Source organism: Marinobacterium rhizophilum, from assembly GCF_024397915.1.
GTDB classification, from domain to species: Bacteria; Pseudomonadota; Gammaproteobacteria; order Pseudomonadales; family Balneatricaceae; genus Marinobacterium_A; species Marinobacterium_A rhizophilum_A.
The window spans coordinates 3,032,304-3,050,317 of the sequence record NZ_CP073347.1 but is presented as its reverse complement, the minus strand read 5'-3'; the positions used below and the strand labels follow the sequence as shown (position 1 = coordinate 3,050,317).

The 18,014-nt window shown below is 61.3% G+C and carries 19 protein-coding genes; 6 read left to right on the top strand and 13 right to left on the bottom strand.

Translation table 11 applies throughout. The features are described from left to right. The first annotated feature begins 2 nt into the window (after window positions 1-2). Window positions 3-983 carry a lipoyl synthase gene (lipA, locus tag KDW95_RS13710; protein ID WP_255852382.1) on the top strand — a complete coding sequence of 327 codons (981 nt, stop codon included), beginning with the start codon at window positions 3-5 and terminating at the stop codon, window positions 981-983. Window positions 984-1,117: 134 nt separating this feature from the next. Here lipA and KDW95_RS13705 read toward each other — a convergent pair whose 3' ends face one another. The 6 genes from KDW95_RS13705 to leuS form a co-directional block, all read right to left on the bottom strand. Further along, the gene (locus KDW95_RS13705; RefSeq protein ID WP_255852381.1) at window positions 1,118-1,969 is read right to left on the bottom strand and encodes a transglutaminase family protein; all 852 of its coding nucleotides are present in this window, start codon (window positions 1,967-1,969) and stop codon (window positions 1,118-1,120) included. 66 nt (window positions 1,970-2,035) lie between these two features. Then, a complete protein-coding gene (locus tag KDW95_RS13700; protein ID WP_255852380.1) occupies window positions 2,036-2,845 on the bottom strand; it encodes a transglutaminase-like domain-containing protein in 810 nt (269 codons plus the stop codon). 173 nt (window positions 2,846-3,018) lie between these two features. After that, window positions 3,019-3,456: a VOC family protein gene (locus KDW95_RS13695; protein WP_255852379.1), complete on the bottom strand. Its 438-nt coding sequence runs from the start codon at window positions 3,454-3,456 to the stop codon at window positions 3,019-3,021. A gap of 527 nt (window positions 3,457-3,983) precedes the next feature. Next, window positions 3,984-5,012 carry a DNA polymerase III subunit delta gene (holA, locus tag KDW95_RS13690; protein ID WP_255852378.1) on the bottom strand — a complete coding sequence of 343 codons (1,029 nt, stop codon included), beginning with the start codon at window positions 5,010-5,012 and terminating at the stop codon, window positions 3,984-3,986. Beyond that, entirely contained in the window at window positions 5,009-5,494 is a 486-nt protein-coding gene (locus tag KDW95_RS13685; protein ID WP_255852377.1) for an LPS-assembly lipoprotein LptE, read from the bottom strand. Before KDW95_RS13685 ends, holA begins: the two co-directional genes overlap by 4 nt. Before the next feature lie 15 nt (window positions 5,495-5,509). Next, on the bottom strand, window positions 5,510-8,104 hold the full coding sequence (gene leuS, locus KDW95_RS13680; protein WP_255852376.1) for a leucine--tRNA ligase: 2,595 nt from the start codon (window positions 8,102-8,104) through the stop codon (window positions 5,510-5,512). A 145-nt stretch (window positions 8,105-8,249) separates the two neighbouring features. On the opposite strand from leuS, the gene KDW95_RS13675 reads away from it, so the two are divergent. From KDW95_RS13675 to KDW95_RS13660, 4 genes are read left to right on the top strand one after another with little or no spacing between them, the layout of a single operon-like run. Beyond that, a complete protein-coding gene (locus KDW95_RS13675; protein WP_255852375.1) occupies window positions 8,250-8,807 on the top strand; it encodes a zinc ribbon-containing protein in 558 nt (185 codons plus the stop codon). Beyond that, a complete protein-coding gene (locus tag KDW95_RS13670; RefSeq protein WP_255852374.1) occupies window positions 8,800-9,780 on the top strand; it encodes an amidoligase family protein in 981 nt (326 codons plus the stop codon). The genes KDW95_RS13675 and KDW95_RS13670 overlap by 8 nt, the downstream gene beginning before the upstream one ends. Continuing rightward, a complete protein-coding gene (locus KDW95_RS13665) occupies window positions 9,759-10,460 on the top strand; it encodes a gamma-glutamyl-gamma-aminobutyrate hydrolase family protein (protein WP_255852373.1) in 702 nt (233 codons plus the stop codon). Before KDW95_RS13670 ends, KDW95_RS13665 begins: the two co-directional genes overlap by 22 nt. Window positions 10,461-10,472: 12 nt before the next feature. Next, on the top strand, window positions 10,473-10,904 hold the full coding sequence (locus KDW95_RS13660; protein ID WP_255852372.1) for a YqaA family protein: 432 nt from the start codon (window positions 10,473-10,475) through the stop codon (window positions 10,902-10,904). Window positions 10,905-11,112: 208 nt separating this feature from the next. On the opposite strand, the gene KDW95_RS13655 is transcribed toward KDW95_RS13660, so the two are convergent. The 6 genes from KDW95_RS13655 to miaB form a co-directional block, all read right to left on the bottom strand. After that, a complete protein-coding gene (locus KDW95_RS13655; protein ID WP_255852371.1) occupies window positions 11,113-11,430 on the bottom strand; it encodes a carboxymuconolactone decarboxylase family protein in 318 nt (105 codons plus the stop codon). A gap of 79 nt (window positions 11,431-11,509) precedes the next feature. Then, a complete protein-coding gene (gene lnt / locus KDW95_RS13650; RefSeq protein WP_255852370.1) occupies window positions 11,510-13,039 on the bottom strand; it encodes an apolipoprotein N-acyltransferase in 1,530 nt (509 codons plus the stop codon). Window positions 13,040-13,053: 14 nt separating this feature from the next. Continuing rightward, window positions 13,054-13,896, bottom strand: a complete 843-nt coding sequence (locus KDW95_RS13645) for an HlyC/CorC family transporter (protein WP_255852369.1) — start codon at window positions 13,894-13,896, stop codon at window positions 13,054-13,056. A gap of 12 nt (window positions 13,897-13,908) precedes the next feature. Continuing rightward, window positions 13,909-14,364, bottom strand: a complete 456-nt coding sequence (gene ybeY, locus KDW95_RS13640) for an rRNA maturation RNase YbeY (protein WP_255852368.1) — start codon at window positions 14,362-14,364, stop codon at window positions 13,909-13,911. Beyond that, entirely contained in the window at window positions 14,361-15,368 is a 1,008-nt protein-coding gene (locus tag KDW95_RS13635; RefSeq protein ID WP_255852367.1) for a PhoH family protein, read from the bottom strand. The genes ybeY and KDW95_RS13635 overlap by 4 nt, the downstream gene beginning before the upstream one ends. A 59-nt stretch (window positions 15,369-15,427) precedes the next feature. After that, window positions 15,428-16,777 carry a tRNA (N6-isopentenyl adenosine(37)-C2)-methylthiotransferase MiaB gene (miaB, locus tag KDW95_RS13630; RefSeq protein ID WP_255852366.1) on the bottom strand — a complete coding sequence of 450 codons (1,350 nt, stop codon included), beginning with the start codon at window positions 16,775-16,777 and terminating at the stop codon, window positions 15,428-15,430. A gap of 204 nt (window positions 16,778-16,981) precedes the next feature. Here miaB and KDW95_RS13625 point away from each other — a divergent pair, with 204 nt between their 5' ends. Then, the gene (locus KDW95_RS13625) at window positions 16,982-17,308 is read left to right on the top strand and encodes a DUF1820 family protein (RefSeq protein ID WP_255852365.1); all 327 of its coding nucleotides are present in this window, start codon (window positions 16,982-16,984) and stop codon (window positions 17,306-17,308) included. A 49-nt stretch (window positions 17,309-17,357) separates the two neighbouring features. On the opposite strand, the gene KDW95_RS13620 is transcribed toward KDW95_RS13625, so the two are convergent. After that, complete coding sequence (locus tag KDW95_RS13620; protein ID WP_255852364.1) at window positions 17,358-17,894, bottom strand: hypothetical protein; 537 nt, start codon at window positions 17,892-17,894, stop codon at window positions 17,358-17,360. Between the last annotated feature and the right edge of the window lie 120 nt (window positions 17,895-18,014).

Genomic DNA, 18,014 nt, shown 5'->3' with positions numbered 1-18,014 from the left:
GTATGGCAAGTTCTGATAGCAAAACCGCAGGCGCGCGCGTCGAGCAGGGTGTCAAACTTCGCGGCGCCGAAAAGGTGGCCCGCATCCCGGTGAAAGTCATTCCCACCGAGAAAGATGAAATGCCACGCAAGCCGGCCTGGCTGCGGGTTCGCATGGGAAACTCGGCCGAAGTGCAGCGCATCAAGTCCAAGCTGCGTGAACACAAGCTGTCGTCCGTCTGTGAAGAGGCCAGCTGCCCGAATATCGGCGAGTGCTTCACCAACGGCACCGCCACCTTCATGATCATGGGTGACATCTGTACCCGTCGCTGCCCGTTCTGCGATGTGGCCCATGGCCGCCCCAATGCCCTGAACGCCGACGAACCACGGGAGCTGGCTACCGCCATCGCGGACCTGGGCTTGCGCTACGTGGTTATCACATCGGTGGATCGCGACGACCTGCGTGACGGCGGAGCCCAGCATATCGCCGACTGCGTGCGCGAAACCCGCGAGCGCCAGCCGTCCATCGAGATCGAAACCCTGGTGCCGGATTTCCGTGGCCGCATGGAAGTGGCGCTGGACATTCTCAGTGCCACGCCGCCGGACGTGTTCAACCACAATATGGAAACCGTGCCGCGCCTGTACAAGCAGGTGCGCCCGGGGGCGGATTACGCCTGGTCGCTGGACCTGCTTGAAGGCTTCAAGCAGCGTCAGCCCGGCATCCGTACCAAGTCCGGCCTGATGGTGGGCGTGGGTGAAACCAACGAAGAGATCGTCGAGGTCATGCGTGATCTGCGGGCACACAACGTCGACATGATCACCATTGGCCAGTACCTGCAGCCAAGCCGCAGTCACCTGCCGGTAGATCGCTTCGTGACGCCGGACGAGTTCGACGAGTTCGCCCGCCTGGCCAAGGAGATGGGCTTCTCCCATGTGGCTTCAGGCCCGCTGGTGCGTTCGTCCTACCACGCCGACTTGCAGGCCAAGGGTGAAAAGGTCGGTTAGACACCGGTAGCCGCAAGCACAAAAAAAAGAGCCTGAGGGCTCTTTTTTTGTACCGGGACGTACTTGTCCCTGGCCGCAGGGGCCGCAGGAACAGGGTTGGCTGCGTCCTGATCCCGGAGGCAACGGCGGGCGTGTTATACCTTGGTAACCCAGACCCCAACATCCAGCGAGGATCCGGCGGCACCCACGTAGGAACCCGAGATCGGTGGCACCGCATGGGGCAGGCGGGCGACGGCGACGGCGATATGGTCGCTGCCGGCAATTTTACCGATGGTCGGATCAAATCCCTTCCAGCCGGCGCCTGGCAGGTAAACCTCGGCCCAGGCGTGGGTGGCGCCATTGCTTTGCGGCATGGGTGTTACGTGCAGATAGCCACTGACAAAGCGGGCGGCGAGACCCAGGCAGCGGGCGGCTTCCATAAAGAGCACGGCGAAGTCGCGACAGGAGCCGGTGCCATACTCCAGCGTCTGGCGGGCGCTCTGCACGCCGGGTTCTTCCCGTACGCGGTAGCTCAGGGTCTGGTAAATGTACTCGGCAATGCGTTGCAGCAAACTGTAGGTCTGAATGCTTTCGTCCGCTTGCCAGAAATTGCCGATCCAGGCGTGCAGGAGACTGCGGGTCGGGGCGTCCGGTGCTGTCTGGTAGGGCGCCAGCATGGGTTCGTCGTCCGCTCGGTAGCTGAACGGGTAGCGCAGGGCGTAGTCAGACACCAGGAAATCCAGCGGCGCTTCGTTGTACTGCTGAATAATGACTTCGCTTTGGATCACCAGCTGGCGTGTGGGCAGGGCGAAGCTGGCGAGGGCGACGGAGTTGTCTTCGACGTCACGGTGCCAGAGCAGGCCCGCTGCCGGTGTGATGTCGAGTAAAAACGACTGGATACGCAACTCATGGTCTTCGCGCGGTCGCAGCAGCAGCTTGTGTGTGCCCAGTGTCACCTCTTCGGTGAAGTTGTAGTAGGTGTGATGCACAATCTTGTAGCGCTGCATAAAGTCGTCTCAAAGTGGGTGCTGAGCGGGGTTATTACGGCCTTCCGTTACTGGCGTTCAGCAGAATCAGGCTCCATGGGCATAGCCCGGTTCATCAATATGCTGCACGCGTATCCGCTGTTCCCGGGGGGAGAGGGCCGGGCCAAACTGATTGTAGACCGCGACATCGGCGGCATCCCGGCCATAGCCGATGGCGACATAGCCACCGTGCAGCTGGGCCTGGGTAGCGTCGAAGGTGTACCAGCGATCGGCCACGTAGGCCTCGAACCAGGCGTGCAGATCCATGGGCGCCAGGTCATGCAGGTAGCCCACCACCATGCGCGCCGGAATGCTCAGGCTGCGACACAGTGAAATCCCCAGGTGTGCGAGGTCACGGCACACACCCCATCCCCGGGCATTAACCTCGGTCGCCGATATCTGAATATCACTGCTTTCGGGCCGGTAGTGAATGGTATTGCGCAGCCAGGTCTCAATGGCGGCCACCTGGTCGTAGCCCAGCGGGTAGCCCGCGGTGATGCTGTTGGCCATCTGACTGAAGCGATCTGACTCGCAATAGCGACTGGGCAGCAGGTAAATGAGTGCAGACTCGGGCAGGTTCTGTATTTCGACGAACCGGGCGCCAGGGGCGCGGTCGATATGGTCCGAGGTCATGACCTCGGCCGCCGTATGGATGCCAAAGGCACCGGGAGGGGCAATCAGCCGCTGGCACAGATTGCCGTAGTTATCGGTAAACTCGAAGACGGACACGCTGGGTACAAGCTTGTACTGTTCGCTGGCAATCCATTGCTGGGCACCGCTGCGCGGTCGCAGCATCAGTACAAAGGGCGTCGGTACAGCGATGTCGAACGTCAGATCACAACTTGTTCTTAACCACATGGGCCCTTTCCTTTGGATATCACCGGAGAACTCTCTACACAGACCTGGTCAGGCCACGCCTGGGACCTAAGCCTCAGCAGTGCCTGCTATATCACTGTACAGGCTTGGCGCGCGAAGTAACGGCTTAATTTAGTCGCGCAGGCTGTGGTGGCAAATGCCCGACCCGGGACACCTCAGCCTTGCAGCAGTTGTTCAAAGGCATCGGCACCCGGACCCAGTGGCTGCCCGTAGCTGAATTCCACATAGTTGCCATTGGGGTCACGCAGGCCACAGTAGTAGCCAACCGGAAAGGGTTCATCCCGCGGTGCCCAGACGAGGCAGCCGGCTTTCTCGGCCTGCTGTGCAATTCGGTCGACGGCCTCACGGCTGTCCAGCGCAAAGCCGAAGTGGCGGTAGTCGTTGTCGGGCAGGTTAAGATCCTGGCCACCATCCATCAGCACGAAGATAAAGTCGCGCTCTCGGCCGGGCTCCGCCATCCAGCTGATGGTCTGCCGACTGCTGTGTCGCTCATGGATAATGCGCATGCCGCAGAAGTCCTGATAGAAGGTTACGCAGGCGGCCATGTCAGTGACATGCAGGGCCAGGTGGGTGATTCGGGCGCTGGTGGACATTCAGGACTCCTGTTTATAGACGCTTGCCGGTGATTTAGTTATACACCCTTAGGGCCGGCGGGGCCTCTCTGGGGGTAACTTTGGCAGTGTGGACAACCGCTGGCTGTCACCGGATTGCAATGTTATCCCCGAATCCTGTGTATAAAATTGTGAATAAGGTATGGGTACAGATCCAGAGCCCTGCGGAGCCGGCGTATTGCCTGGTGCGTGTGTTTTTTGAGCGGTAAAAAATTCAGGTTTTCAGTGACTTGTGCTGTGTATATGTGCGAAAAAATGTTGCCGCCAGCGTGCCTGTGTCAAGCCAAATCGGAAAATTATCTCGGCCTGTTCAGCGGGCTTATCCACAAAATGCAGGGGTAAGTTTGTGTATAACTCGAGGGTAAGTCGGGGGAGCGCCGCCAACTGAGGCTGTACTGATTATGGTCAGTTTGTGAGCACGGCATGCCTGCGCGCACGCGGACACTGGAGCGGCCTTGTCAAGGGGCAGCACCGGCGCGAAATGATACGGGATTAAGTGGGCTGGCGGGTCAGCCGGTCGCATCCAGTGGCAGGGACAGGCCTGCCAGGTGCAGCAGAATCGAGGTCAGGGGCAACCAGGGGTCACCGCTGCGGGCGCCCTTTACCAGGCGGTCGACCTCGGCGGCCTGTTGCAGCAGGCTTTCCAGCGTGGCGGGGGACAGGCGTTTGGTGGTGTTGCGTACCAGTTGCTTGCGCTTGCCGAACAGGCGCTGCTGCTGGCACAGGCTATCAAAGCCGGTGCCCTGTTGCAGGCCGCGCTGCACGGCGTGCAGGGTGCGGATTTCCCGGGCCAGGGCCCAGAGCACCACGGCCGGTTCCGTCCCTTCCTGGCGCAGTACCTGAACAATACGGGTGACGCGCTGGGGCTGGGCGCCGAGGGCGGCGTCGGTGAGGCCAAATATATCAAAGCGGGAGCTGTCCGATACGGCGTCGATTACGTCGTCGGCGCTGAGTGTCTTGCCGGGGAACAGCAGCTGTAGCTTGCTCATTTCCTGGCGGGCCGCCAGCAGGTTGCCTTCGACACGCTGACACAGCACTTCCACCGCACTGTCGTCCAGGCGCATGTCCATCTGCACCGCGCGGCGCCGGATCCATTCGGGCAGCTGAGCCGGCTCCACCGGCCAGAGTTCGACAATGACGCCGTTCTTGTCGACAGCCTTGAGCCAGGCGCTTTTCTTGGCCCCGGCATCGAGCTTGTCGGCAATGATCAGCAGAACGTTGTCAGGGGCGGGGTTAACCAGGTACTGCTGCAGCATGTCACTGGCGTTCTTGTTCAGCTTCTGGCCGCCAAGGCGCAGTTCGATGATTTTGCGTTCGGCGAACAGCGACAGGGCGCTGGCACATTCAAGCAGGTATTCCCACTTGAAACTGCCGTCCACATGCAGCACTTCCCGTTCGGTAAATCCCTGCTCAAGGAAAGCCTTGCGCAGCAGGTCGCAGCTTTCCTCGGCCAGCAGGGGTTCGTCGCCGGTGACCAGATAGACCGGCGCCACGCCCTGCTTGAGGCGCGCGCCGAGCTGTTCCGGCTTCAGCTTCATGGCTGACCGGCGGCGATGTACAGGCGCAGGATCTGGCGTGAAATATCCTGCTGCATTTCGCGTCGCAGCAGGGCTTCCTGGGCATTCTTGGCGGTAATGGCATCGGCGTCGTAGGTATAGACCCGTTCGGTGCGTACCGCGGTCGGCGCGATCAGGAAGCGTTCACCCTCGGTGATCTGAAAGCGCACTTCGGTGCGCAGTTCGTATTCGTCCGCCTTGACGCGCTCATCCAGTGAGGCGACACGGCGGCCCTGCTTTTCTTCGAGAATCTGCAGGGTGTAGGGGGCGGCGGCGGCCAGCTCAATGCCGTTGCTGCGCAGCGTGCGGCTCAGTTCGAGCCGCAGGGCACTGCGACCGGCAGGCATTTGCAGCGCCAGTTCGCGCATCGCCACCGGGACTTCGGCGCTGCCGCGCAACTGAAAGCCACAGCCGCTTAACAGCAGGGTTGCGATCAGCAGTATCAGCCTCAATTGCACAGTCATTGCTCTCTCCCGTCCTTAGCCTACAACGATATTGACCAGTTTACCCGGCACCACGATTTTCTTGCGCAACTGCTTGTCGGCCATGTGCTTGCGCACGTTTTCATCCGCCAGTGCCGTATGCAGGACCACGTCTTCATCGGCATCGGCGGCCACGCTGATCTTGGCGCGCACCTTGCCATTGACCTGGACCACCATTTCCAGCGAAGCGCGGGTCAGGGCGCTTTCATCCACCTGCGGCCAGGGGGTGTGCAGCAGGTTGTCGCTACCGGTCAGCTGCTGCCAGAGATGGTGCGTGATGTGCGGCACGATCGGCGACAGCAACTGGGTGGCCGCCAGCACGGCTTCGCGGGTGACCGCAAGGCCCTGGGCGCTGACATCGACAAAGCGACCAATGCTGTTGGACAGTTCCATGACCGCGGCAATGGCGGTGTTGAAGGTCTGGCGGCGCTCGATATCGTCGCTGACCTTGGCGATGGTTTCATGCACCTTGCGGCGCAGGTCACGCTGCTCGTCGGTGAGGCTCGCGCTATCCAGCGCGGCGACGTCCTGGCCGTGCTGCAGGTGATCATGTACCTGCTTCCACAGCCGCTTGAGGAAGCGGTGAGCGCCCTCAACACCGGAGTCGGACCATTCCAGCGACTGTTCGGGAGGCGCTGCGAACATCATGAACAGGCGCACGGTGTCGGCACCGTACTTGTCGATCATGACCTGCGGGTCGATACCGTTGTTCTTGGACTTCGACATCTTGGACACGCCGGCCTGTTCCACCGGCAGGCCGTCGGACTTCAGGCGCGCACTGATGATGCGGCCCTTGTCATCGGTTTCGGTGTCGACATCGGTCGGGGCGATCCAGATCTTGCCACCCTTGTCGTCTTCGCGGTAGTAGGTGTCAGCCAGCACCATGCCCTGGCACAGCAGGCGGGTGAAGGGCTCGTCGGAGTTCACCAGGCCTTCGTCGCGCATCAGCTTGTGAAAGAAACGCGAGTACAGCAGGTGCAGGATGGCGTGTTCGATACCGCCGATATACTGGTCCACCGGCAGCCAGTAGTTGGCCTGCTCGGGGTCCAGCATGGCGTCGCCGCTGCGGGCGCAGGCGTAGCGGGCGTAGTACCAGCTCGATTCCATGAAGGTATCGAAGGTGTCGGTTTCACGCTCGGCAGCACCACCGCATCCCGGGCAGGTGGTCTGGATGAAGCTGTCCATCTTCTTGATCGGTGAACCGACGCCGTCGAAGTCGACCTCTTCGGGCAGTACCACCGGCAGCTGGTCTTCGGGCACCGGCAGCGGGCCGCAGGACGGGCAGTTGATTACCGGGATCGGCGTGCCCCAGTAGCGCTGACGGGAAACGCCCCAGTCACGCAGGCGGTAATTGATGGTGGTGCGGCCCTTGCCCCGGTTTTCGAGTTCCTTGGCGATGGCCTTGAAGGCAACATCGAACTCGAGTTCGGAGAAGTCGCCCGAATTGATCAGTGCACCCTTGTCGGTAAAGGCTTCACGCTCGATATCGATCGGCGTGGAGGCATCCAGTGGCTTGATCACCTGGCGTATCGGCAGGCCGTACTTGTGGGCAAATTCCCAGTCGCGCTGGTCATGGGCGGGTACGGCCATGACGGCGCCCGAGCCGTAGTCCATCAGCACGAAATTGGCGGTCCAGACCGGCACTTTCTCGCCAGTCAGCGGATGGGTCGCTTCCAGACCCAGCGCCATGCCCTTTTTCTCCATGGTGGCCAGATCGGCTTCGGCCACCTTGGTGTGCCTGCAGTCTTCCAGGAAGGCGGCCAGCGCCGGGTTGTTGGCAGCAGCCTGCAGCGCCAGCGGGTGCTGCGGTGCCACCGCCACGTAGGTGACGCCCATCAGGGTGTCCGGGCGGGTGGTGAATACTTCCAGCTCGCCATTGCCCTCAACCTGGAACTTGAGCTCCACGCCCAGGGAGCGACCGATCCAGTTGCGCTGCTGGGTACGGACCTGTTCGGGCCAGTGATCCAGCTTGTCGAGGTCGTCCAGCAGCTGGTCGGCGTAGTCGGTGATCTTCAGGAACCACTGCGGAATCTTCTTGCGCTCGACCAGGGCGCCGGAGCGCCAGCCGCGGCCGTCGATTACCTGCTCGTTGGCCAGTACCGTCAGGTCCACCGGATCCCAGTTCACCTCGGATTCCTTTTTGTAGACCATGCCCTTGGCCATCAGGCGGGTAAAGAACCACTGCTCCCAGCGGTAGTACTCTGGATGACAGGTGGCGACTTCGCGGCTCCAGTCATATCCAAAGCCCATGCGCTGCAACTGGTTGCGCATGTAATCGATGTTCTCGTAGGTCCACTTGCCGGGCGCGACATTGTTCTTGATCGCGGCGTTCTCGGCCGGCAGACCGAAGGCGTCCCAGCCCATTGGCTGGAGCACGTTCTTGCCCTGCATGCGCTGGTAGCGCGAGACGACGTCGCCAATGGTGTAATTGCGCACATGCCCCATGTGCAGCCGACCGCTGGGGTACGGAAACATCGACAGGCAATAGAACTTTTCTTTGGCGGGGTCTTCGACGCAGTGGAAGCTATCGTGCTCATCCCAGTAAGCCTGGGTCTGGGACTCAATGTCCCCGGGCTGGTATTGTTCGTTCATGGGTTTAGGAATCGGCATCTCTGACAATAAAACCGGCATCTGGAAATGCCGGCTATTGGTTCAATGGAAAGTTCGTGACATGCGGCATAGCATACAATAGAAGCTACTCCATCAACAGTGGAATGCGCCCGGTCGAGGAGACGACATGACTGATGATCCCCGCAAACAGGAACACCGGCACGACAAGGCCACGACGGCCTATGACCGTATTCTCAAGCGCTTGCTGGCTGATCTGGAAAGCGCCGAAATCAAATCCTGGGATTATTTGCAGGAACGCATAGAGGAAGCGGCCAAACTGGAACTGACCGCCGAGGAAATGACCCGCGATGAAATGGACCTGCTGACGGCCTATCTCAAGCGCGACCTGAAACGCCTGGGTTACTACGCCCACGAAACCGGTGCCGGCATCGCCGCCTGGCTGCATTTTGATCTGAACATACTGGAACACCGTGTCGGCCAGCTGCTGAAGGGGCTGGCGGACCGCACCCGTATCGACCAGGAAACCCTGCGCGAGCGCCTGTCCCACGGCGAGGATGACTACCTCAGCGGCGAGATTGCCACCGTCGGTACCCTGGCCTGCCTGAACTGTGGCGCTACCCAGGAGCTGACCGAAACCTCCCGCATCGAGGACTGCAAGACCTGTGGCAAGGGGTTCTTTCGCCGTATCTCCAGGCCTTGGTCCGGGACACCTGAGGATGCCTGATCCGGGTTCGCTGCAGCATTTGACCTGCGAAGGGCACGAGCGACGGGTCGGCGTCGAGATCGAGCTGGCGGGCATTGAACTGGACGATATTGCCCGCTGCATTCAGACCGTGTTTGGCGGGCGGGTCGAGCGGGTATCGGTGTGCGAGCAGCGGGTGGTGGGCACCGAGTTTGGCCGTTTCAGCCTGGAGCTGGATTTGCGCTACCTCAAGCAGCTCGGGCGTGAACAGAGCCATGGTCATAGCAGCGAGCTGGAGAATCTGGCCACCGAGGCGCTGGCAGCTGTCGCCAGTAACCTGGTGCCCTTTGAGATCGTCTGCCCGCCGATTCCCTTTTCCCGCCTGGATGGACTTGAAACGCTGGTGCAGGAACTGCGCGAGGCGGGCGCCCTGGGCACGCATGGTGCCGCGCGCTACGCCTTCGGTGTCCACTTCAATCCCGAGCTGCCTGCGCTCGACAGCGGCACCCTGGTGCGTTACCTCAAGGCCTATCTGTGTTTGCATGACTGGCTGAGCGTGCGCGAACAGGCCGCGCTGGTGCGCCGCCTGAGCCCTTTCATTCAACCCTTTTCGCGGGAATACTGCGAGCGGGTACTGCAGCCTGATTACTGGCCGGATCAGGCGGGCCTGATCCGCGACTACCTGGCTGCAAACCCCTCGCGCAACCGTGCGCTGGACTGGCTGCCGTTGCTGGCGCACCTGGACCCGGCGGCGGTGAAGCGGGCGGTGCCGGAAGACAAGGTCAATGCGCGGCCAACGCTGCACTATCGTCTGCCCAACTCCGACATCGACAATCCCGACTGGCACCTGCTGGATGCCTGGCACGATTGGCAACAGGTCGAAGCCCTGGTGCAGGACCCTGCACGGCTGGAGTCGCTGTGCGGCAACTACCTGGCCCATCTGCGGCGGCCACTGCCGGACTGGATAGCACCCTGGTCAGAAAAGGTGGAGCTGTGGCTGGCCGACCCCTCATAGGCGTTACCGGCCCCGATGGCAGGCTTGTCGTTGCCTGGTGGGCCAGTTGCCTGGCAATCTGGCTGGCAGGTGGCCGGGCACTGCGCCTGACGCCCTCTGGATACCTGAAACACAGCCATGATCGACTGCAGGGGCTCATTATCGGTGGCGGGGATGACATAGACCCGTCGCTTTACGGCGGTCATGATGACGGCCGGGCACCGATTGATCCCGAACGGGACCGGTTTGAGATCGACATGATCGAACATGCCCTGCACACGCGCCTGCCGCTGCTGGGAATCTGTCGCGGTGCTCAGCTGATCAATGTGGTCTTGGGGGGCTCGCTGTACGGTGATATTCGCGGCTTGCGCCGCCGGACCTCCAACTTTCGTACCCCGCTGCCTCGAAAAACCGCGCTGACGGCGCACCCGGGTGTGCTGCACCGGGTGCTGGGGAGCAATCGCTGGCGCATCAACAGTCTGCACCACCAGGCCATTGAACGGTTGGGGCAGGGTCTGGTCGTGGCAGCAAGGGACCTGGATAACTTTGTGCAGGCCGTGGAGTGCGAGCAGGGCCGCCTGATCCTGGGGGTGCAGTGGCATCCGGAATACCTGCCGTATCTCGCGGTGCAGCGGCGTCTGTTTCGTCATCTGATCGACTGCGCCAGGGCCAGTACGCCTGAATCTCTTGATGACGACTAACGATGGCCAACGATGACTGAATATTTGCTGCTGTTTGGCGGGGCCTTTGCCGCTGCCACCATTCTGCCATTTTACTCCGAGGTGTACCTGGCCGTACTGCTGGCCGAGCAGCCCGCCAGCTGGGGCTGGTTGTGGCTTATCGCGACAGCGGGCAACACCCTGGGTGCGGTGGTGAACTGGTGGCTGGGGCTGTACATGCTGCACTATCGCGAGCGCCGCTGGTTTCCCGTCAAGGCCGGTGAGCTTGAGCGGGCGCAGCGCTGGTTTCAGCGCTTTGGCGTCTGGAGTCTGCTGCTGGCCTGGCTACCCATCGGCGGTGATGCACTGACCTTTATCGGCGGCATCATGCGGGTGCGGCTGAGTCTTTTCGTGCTGCTGGTGGGCATCGGCAAGGGGCTGCGTTACCTCGTCGTTATCCTGTTTGCCGATGCCCTGCTGTTTTGACGGGCATCTTCTTGCATCGGCAGCTTGCGGCGGGCTGGAGTGCAGGGCCTGATGTGCTGCAGCGAATCTAGTCGTCCAGAATATCCCTCACCCAGCTGAGCGCCGCCATCATGGTGGCGGGTCCCAGGGTGCTGGTGAGCAGCACGATGGATCGCATATTTAGCCGGCTGGCGCATCGGGTGTGCGCGCTGTGCCGAGGTCAAGGCGTTTAGTCGTCCAGAATGTCCTCGACCCAGCTGAGCGCCGCCATCATGGCGGGGAACCCCAGGGTGCTGGTGAGCAGGACGATTGCGTGGCGGATTTCATCCTGGCTGGCGCCGGCTTCAAGGGCGCGGCGGCAATGGCTGTGTACGGCACCTTCCGAGCCTGTGCTGGCCGCGACGGCGAGCTGGATTAGCTGCGCGCTTTTTTCATCCAGTGGGCCGGCTTCACGCACTGTCCGTCCCAGGTCGTCCAGCGCGCCCGCAATGCTGCGGTAGCGGCTGCGGAATTTCACGTAGTTTTTCGGAAGCTTTGACTCGGCCATCTGGGCACCTCCATCAAGGTCACATCTATGCCTTGCAGCCTAGCAGGTTCCGGGGATTTGTCGGCCTTGCCTGCGGGTTTCAGGTCTGGGTCAGGGGGCGGGCGGCGCGGCGCCGGGAAACCCGGGCCAGCGCGCAGCACAGCAGGGCAAGCAGCAGTGTCGGCCAGACACCGCTGCGCTGATAGGGCGTGAGCCCGCGCATGCCCTGTACTTCGCCGACCAGTACCGCGCTCTGGTAGCGGGGTGCCTGGGCATTCACCTTGCCCTGGCTGTCGACCAGGGCGCTGATGCCGTTGTTGGTGGATCTGATCAGCCAGCGGCCGGTTTCCAGTGCGCGCATGCGGGCTATCTGCAGATGCTGGTCCGGTGCGATGGAGCGTCCGAACCAGGTATCGTTGGAGACGGTCAGCAACAGGTCGGAGGCAAGGCTTGAGTGGCGTACCAGCTCGGGGTAGGCAATCTCGTAACAGATCGCCGCGGCGATGCGGTGTGAGCCAAAGGGCAGTGGTTGCTGTTCACCCTGGGGCAGACTGAAGGCGGACATGGGCAGGTTGAAAAAATCGATCAGGCCGCGTAGCCAGGACTCCAGCGGTACATACTCGCCGAAGGGCACCAGCCGCTGCTTGTGGTACAGCGCCGTCTGCGGTGCAAGCACTGCCAGGCTGTTGTGGTAGACGCCGCGGTTTGGGTCATTCTCGTCTGGCACTACCGAAGGCAGGCCGGCGATAAAGCCGGTGCCGCGGCGGGTCAGGTCCTCGATAAAAGGTCGCAGCTGAGGCTCGGCCCGGTACAGGGTTGAAGGGATCGCGGTTTCCGGCCAGATCAGCAGATCAACCTGGCCGGCCTGCCAGCTGAGCTGCTGGTAGCGGCTCAGGATATCGAACAGTCGGCCGGACTCCCATTTCAGCTCCTGCGGGATATTGCCCTGTACCAGTGCGACCTTGAGGGGTGCCCCGCTGGGCTGGGTCCAGCTGTAGGGTAGCAGGGCGATACCTGCCAGCGGCAGGCTGAGCAGGCCGGCGGTCAGCAGGCGGCTGCCCGTGGTGCGGGCCAGTACCAGCTGCAAGCATCCGGTGCCCAGCAGGACGGCGATCAGGCTCAGCCCCCAGACACCGCCCAGCGGTGCCCATAGCGCCAGCGGCGTATCGATCAGCGGATAGCCCAGGTAGAGCCAGGGAAAACCGGTCAGCAGCCAGCTGCGAATCCACTCCCAGATCAGCCAGAGACCGACAAACCCCAGCCACTGGCCGGTACCGCGTCCAAACAGGCGACCGTACATCCAGCCCTGGGCGGCGCCGAGCAGCGCCAGTGCCGCGACGAAGGCGGCGGTGAGCAGCCCGGCCAGCAGCACCGATGCATTACCAAAGGTATGGATGCTGACGTACACCCAGGAGACGCCGGCGCCGTAAAAACCGAGGCCAAACAGCCAGCCGAGCCAGGCCGCCGAGCGCGCGGGCTGATCGCGCAGGCACAGCCACAGCAGCGCCGGCGCAATCAGCGCCAGTGGCCAGATATCGAAGGGGGCAAAAGCCAGCGGCGTCAGGCCGCCGGCGAGGGTCGCTGCCAGCGCTCTGAGCCAGAACGGGGCAGCGCGGTCCATCGCGAACATAGGGGCTTCCGGGATTAACGGGGCTGGCGGCTGACCTGCAGCAGACGGATACGACGGTTGTCGGCGGACAGCACCTTGATGGTGAAGACGTCCAGCTCGACGCTTTCATCCTTGCGCGGCAGGTGTCCGAAGCGCTGGGTGACGAGGCCGCCAATGGTGTCGAAGTCATCGTCGGGCAGGCCGACATCGAAATACTCGTTAAAGTCCTCGATGGGGGTCAGCGCCTTGACGATAAAACCGTTGTCGTCAAACGGTCGGATGTTGCCGTCATCGTCGTCGATATCCGTTTCATCTTCGATTTCACCGACGATCTGCTCCAGCACGTCCTCGATGGTGATGAGGCCGGCGATACCGCCGTACTCGTCCACCACCACCGCCATGTGGTTGCGGGTAGCGCGGAATTCCTGCAGCAGGGTGTTAAGCCGCTTGGATTCGGGAATCACCGTCACCGGGCGCAGGGCATTGCGGATATCGAAGTTGTCGCTGTTGTCCTCGAGGATCAGTGGCAGCAGTTCCTTGGCCAGCAGTATACCCAGCACTTCGTCGGGGCTTTCGCCGATGACCGGGAAACGGCTGTGGGCACTGGAGATGATCAGGGGCAGAAAGTCGCGCGGCGACTGCTCCACCTGTACGACGACCATTTGCGAGCGCGGCACCATGACATCGCGTACCTGCATTTCGGCCACCTGCATGGCGCCTTCGATAATGCCGAGGGCTTCGAGGCTTAGGACATTGTCCTCTACAGATTCGCGCAGCAGGTAGAGCAGGTCTTCCTGGCTACGGGGTTCGTCGGCAAAAGCCTGGGCAAGGCGGCCAAACCAACTTCGGGGTTGGCCTCCCGTTCGGTCAACGCTCATGGTGTTCCTCGATTAGCGTTCCTGGTAAGGATCCGGGATGGACAGGCTGGCGAGCAATTGCCGCTCCAGCGTTTCCATCTCTTCGGCATCCTCGTCCTTTATATGATCGTAACCCAGCAGATGCAAGGTTCCGTGAATAACCAGATGCGCCCAGTGATCAGGCAGTGGTTTTTGCTGCTCGGCGGCTTCGCTCGCCACCACCTCGGCGCAGATAACCAGGTCGCCGAGCAGGTCCAGCTCGATACCATCTGGCACCTCGAACGGGAAGGACAGCACGTTGGTGGGCTTGTCCTTGCCGCGGTACTGCAGGTTCAGCGCCTGGCTCTCGCTGCGCTCGACGACACGAATGCAGAGTTCACCGCCCTCGTAGCGGCCCCGCAGAGCGGTTTCGACCCAGCCCTGGAGCTGTGTTTCGTTCGGAATACCGGGTGCATCGCAGGCCAGTTGCAATTCAACGCAGGGCTTCACGATGGGGTAACTCCTTTGGGATTGCTGCTGGCTTCCTGCGCCTGTTCGTAGCGCTCGTAGGCCCGCACTATGTGCTGCACCAACGGGTGGCGCACGACGTCCTTGGCCGAGAAGTGGGTGAAACCGATTTCCTCGACACTCCCAAGTACTTCCATGGCGTGCAGCAGGCCGGACTGGATGTGCTTGGGCAGGTCGACCTGGGTGATATCGCCGGTAATGACAGCGGTGGAGCCAAAGCCGATACGGGTGAGGAACATTTTCATCTGCTCTCGGGTCGTGTTCTGGCTCTCGTCCAGAATCACAAAGGAGCCGTTCAGCGTGCGGCCACGCATGTAGGCCAGCGGTGCCACCTCGATGATGTTGCGCTCGATCAGCTTGGTGACGCGCTCAAACCCCAGCATTTCATAGAGGGCGTCGTACAGCGGGCGTAGGTAGGGGTCCACCTTCTGGGACAGGTCGCCCGGCAAAAAGCCGAGTTTTTCGCCGGCTTCAACCGCGGGACGCACCAGCAGGATGCGGCTGACTTCTTCACGCTCCAGGGCTTCCACGGCGCAGGCCACGGCCAGGTAGGTCTTGCCGGTACCGGCGGGGCCGATGCCAAAGTTGATATCCCGGGTGCGAATGGCACGCACATACTGCTGCTGGTTCTCTCCGCGCGGACGTATATGGACTTTCTTGGTGCGGATGCTGACGTCCATGGCGGTCTGGTCGATACGGTTCTGCATCCGTTCGACCCCGGACTGCTGCAGCTGCAGGTGCACGGCTTCGGGTGTCAGCTGTACACCGGTGGCGGCTTCCTTGTAGAGGTTCTGCAGCATCTCGGCGACAACGCGCACGATCTCCAGGTCGCCAATCAGCTGAAAGTGATTGCCGCGATTACGGATCTCAATATGCAGGCGCTGTTCGATCAGTTTGAGGTGTTCATCGAGCTGGCCGCACAGGTTGGCCAGGTGTTCGATGTTGTCGGGTTCGAGGGTCAGGCGTAGCGTTTGCGCTGTGTTCAATTTAGCTCCTAGTCGGTAAGCGCAGGGGAAAAGTCACCCTGCGGTTACAGAGTTCGCATTCAGTGCGTTTGATCAAGCTCCGAGCCGATCAGTTCCCCGCGAAGGGAGTTGGCGTAAGCGTCCAGAATCCGGATATCGGCAAAGTGGCCGATCAAATCCGGGTTGGTGGAGCGGAAGTTGACGACACGGTTGTTTTCGGTGCGGCCAGACAGTTCGCCCGGGTCTTTCTTCGAATAACCGTTCACCAGGATACGCTGCACCGTGCCCACCATGCGGCGGCTGATCCCCATTGCCTGCTGGATAATGCGATCCTGCAGGATTTTCAGATGCTGCTTCTTGGTGTCTTCCGATACGGTATCCGGCAGATCGGCGGCGGGCGTTCCCGGGCGGCGGCTGTAGACGAAGCTGAAGGAGTGGTCGAAACCGATGTCCTGGATCAGGTTCATGGTGGCTTCGAAGTCGCTGTCGGTTTCGCCGGGGAAGCCGACGATGAAATCCGACGAGAAACTGATGTCCGGGCGCAGCTTGCGGATACGCCGCAGCTTGGACTTGTACTCCAGTGCCGTATGGCCGCGTTTCATGGCCATGAGGATCTTGTCCGAGCCGCTCTGTACCGGCAGGTGCAGGTGGCTGACCAGCTCCGGCACCTCGGCATAGACGTCGATCAGACTGTCGCTGAACTCCACCGGGTGGGACGTGGTGAAGCGAATGCGGTCGATACCCTCAATGGCGGCGACCAGGCGGATCAGTTCGGCCAGGTCCGCGCTGTCGCCGTCGCTGGTGGCGCCGCGGTAGGCATTGACGTTCTGTCCCAGCAGGTTCACTTCACGCACGCCCTGTTCGGCCAGTTCCTGGCATTCGGCCAGCACGCTGTCCAGTGGGCGGCTGACTTCCTCGCCACGGGTGTACGGCACCACGCAAAAGGTGCAGTACTTGCTGCAGCCTTCCATCACCGAAACAAAGGCTTCCGCACCCTCGACCCGGGGGGCTGGCAGGTGATCGAATTTCTCGATTTCCGGGAAGCTGACATCCACCACGCCCTTCTGGCCCTGGTGGGTCAGATCGATCATTTCCGGCAAGCGGTGCAGGGTTTGCGGGCCGAAAATCATGTCCACGTAGGGCGCCCGCTGGTAGATGGCATCGCCTTCCTGGCTGGCGACGCAGCCGCCCACGCCGATCACGAGGTCAGGGTTGCGGTCTTTCAGCTTGCGCCAGCGGCCCAGCTGGTGGAATACCTTCTCCTGGGCTTTTTCACGTATAGAACAGGTGTTGAGCAGCAGCACATCCGCATCTTCCGGGTTGTCTGTCAGCTCCAGCGCATGGCTTTCACCCAGCAGATCCGCCATGCGGGACGAATCATATTCGTTCATCTGGCAGCCATGGGTTTTGATAAACAGCTTCTTCGCCATTTCTCACCTGTATTGATTAAACGGGTTGCTCTGGAGGGCGAGGCCTGGCTGTGAATATTTAGCGACAGTGCCACATCCGCCCCCGAAAGGACCGCGCATTATACGCAAAGCGGGCAAGGCTGCCTAGATTTTGAGCAGCCTTGTATCGCGGGATTTTGCCCTCATTATACGAGCAACAGCAGTTAGCCAGGTGGCAATCTACTCATGGCCAGTGACGAACGTATGTACCGGGTGCAGTTTATCAATCAGGATCAGGTGTACGAGCTCTATGCCCGGCATGTGTTCCAGAGCGAGATGTGGGGCTTTATCGAGATCGAGGAATTTGTCTTCGGCAGTCGTTCGGAACTGCTGGTGGATCCGGGGGAGGAAAAGCTGAAAAAGCAGTTTGGTGACGTCAAGCGTTCCTTTATTCCGATGCAGGCGATTATCCGCATCGATGAAGTGCGCCAGGAAGGGGTGCCGAAAATCAGTGAAGCCCGTGGCAGTGTCACGGCTTTCCCGCTGTCGGTGCCGCCGCGGCGGGATCGCTGAACGCAGCCCGGACATCAGTCTGACCGGGACGCAGATGTCCGGGGGAGAGTTATTGCTGCTGGGCCAGGGCGGGTCGGCAGCTGTTGTTCAGGCCGGGATCGAGAATTTCACTCAGCCGACTCTCGTTGTAAAACTCGTTGGCGCCATTCATGTAAATGATTTCGACCCCCTCGACCTCGAAACAGGTCGCTTTCTTGTTGCTCCAGATCTTGTCCCACTTGTGCTCGCCGGCATTGCTGAAGGGCCTGAAGGGGCCGGCAACACGCAGCCAGGTATCGGGACGGTTGGTTTTCTTGGCGTTGATGATCTTGCCGTCGGCGTTATAGGCCGTGGTCTTGAACATCACGAACTGGAAGGTCTGATCGGAGACATTGCTGAAGCTGATATGGGCGTCGGTCAGGCCGCCCCGGCCAGGCTTGCTGGCGCGAAAGCCGTGAACCTGGACAACCGGCTTGGGAATGGGACGAACATAAACAACAGGTTCTGGCTCAGGCTCCACAACGGGCGCGGGCTTTTTGAACATGTTGCCACAGCCGACCAGCGATACGGCGCCAGCGGCGACAACCAAGAGTTTCCAGGCTTTCATCTAAACAGGCTCCTGCGGTGATCCATGATGATTATTATTCCTGCTGTCGTCGGAGTAAAACGCAGCTATTGCCGTCGGTATCTAGACTGCATGCGGCGTATTTCGATTGTCGCATGAAGC

Excerpts from the sequence above, each read along its gene's own strand:
- KDW95_RS13705 (WP_255852381.1), bottom strand. The coding sequence starts at position 1,969 with ATGCAGCGCTACAAGATTGTGCATCACACCTACTACAACTTCACCGAA.
- KDW95_RS13685 (WP_255852377.1), bottom strand. The coding sequence starts at position 5,494 with ATGACTGTGCAATTGAGGCTGATACTGCTGATCGCAACCCTGCTGTTA.
- KDW95_RS13645 (WP_255852369.1), bottom strand. The coding sequence starts at position 13,896 with ATGAGCGTTGACCGAACGGGAGGCCAACCCCGAAGTTGGTTTGGCCGC.
- KDW95_RS13670 (WP_255852374.1), top strand. The coding sequence starts at position 8,800 with ATGCCTGATCCGGGTTCGCTGCAGCATTTGACCTGCGAAGGGCACGAG.
- KDW95_RS13700 (WP_255852380.1), bottom strand. The coding sequence starts at position 2,845 with ATGTGGTTAAGAACAAGTTGTGATCTGACGTTCGACATCGCTGTACCG.
- KDW95_RS13695 (WP_255852379.1), bottom strand. The coding sequence starts at position 3,456 with ATGTCCACCAGCGCCCGAATCACCCACCTGGCCCTGCATGTCACTGAC.
- leuS (WP_255852376.1), bottom strand. The coding sequence starts at position 8,104 with ATGAACGAACAATACCAGCCCGGGGACATTGAGTCCCAGACCCAGGCT.
- KDW95_RS13625 (WP_255852365.1), top strand. The coding sequence starts at position 16,982 with ATGGCCAGTGACGAACGTATGTACCGGGTGCAGTTTATCAATCAGGAT.
- KDW95_RS13660 (WP_255852372.1), top strand. The coding sequence starts at position 10,473 with ATGACTGAATATTTGCTGCTGTTTGGCGGGGCCTTTGCCGCTGCCACC.
- KDW95_RS13620 (WP_255852364.1), bottom strand. The coding sequence starts at position 17,894 with ATGAAAGCCTGGAAACTCTTGGTTGTCGCCGCTGGCGCCGTATCGCTG.
- holA (WP_255852378.1), bottom strand. The coding sequence starts at position 5,012 with ATGAAGCTGAAGCCGGAACAGCTCGGCGCGCGCCTCAAGCAGGGCGTG.
- KDW95_RS13675 (WP_255852375.1), top strand. The coding sequence starts at position 8,250 with ATGACTGATGATCCCCGCAAACAGGAACACCGGCACGACAAGGCCACG.
- lipA (WP_255852382.1), top strand. The coding sequence starts at position 3 with ATGGCAAGTTCTGATAGCAAAACCGCAGGCGCGCGCGTCGAGCAGGGT.
- KDW95_RS13655 (WP_255852371.1), bottom strand. The coding sequence starts at position 11,430 with ATGGCCGAGTCAAAGCTTCCGAAAAACTACGTGAAATTCCGCAGCCGC.
- lnt (WP_255852370.1), bottom strand. The coding sequence starts at position 13,039 with ATGTTCGCGATGGACCGCGCTGCCCCGTTCTGGCTCAGAGCGCTGGCA.
- miaB (WP_255852366.1), bottom strand. The coding sequence starts at position 16,777 with ATGGCGAAGAAGCTGTTTATCAAAACCCATGGCTGCCAGATGAACGAA.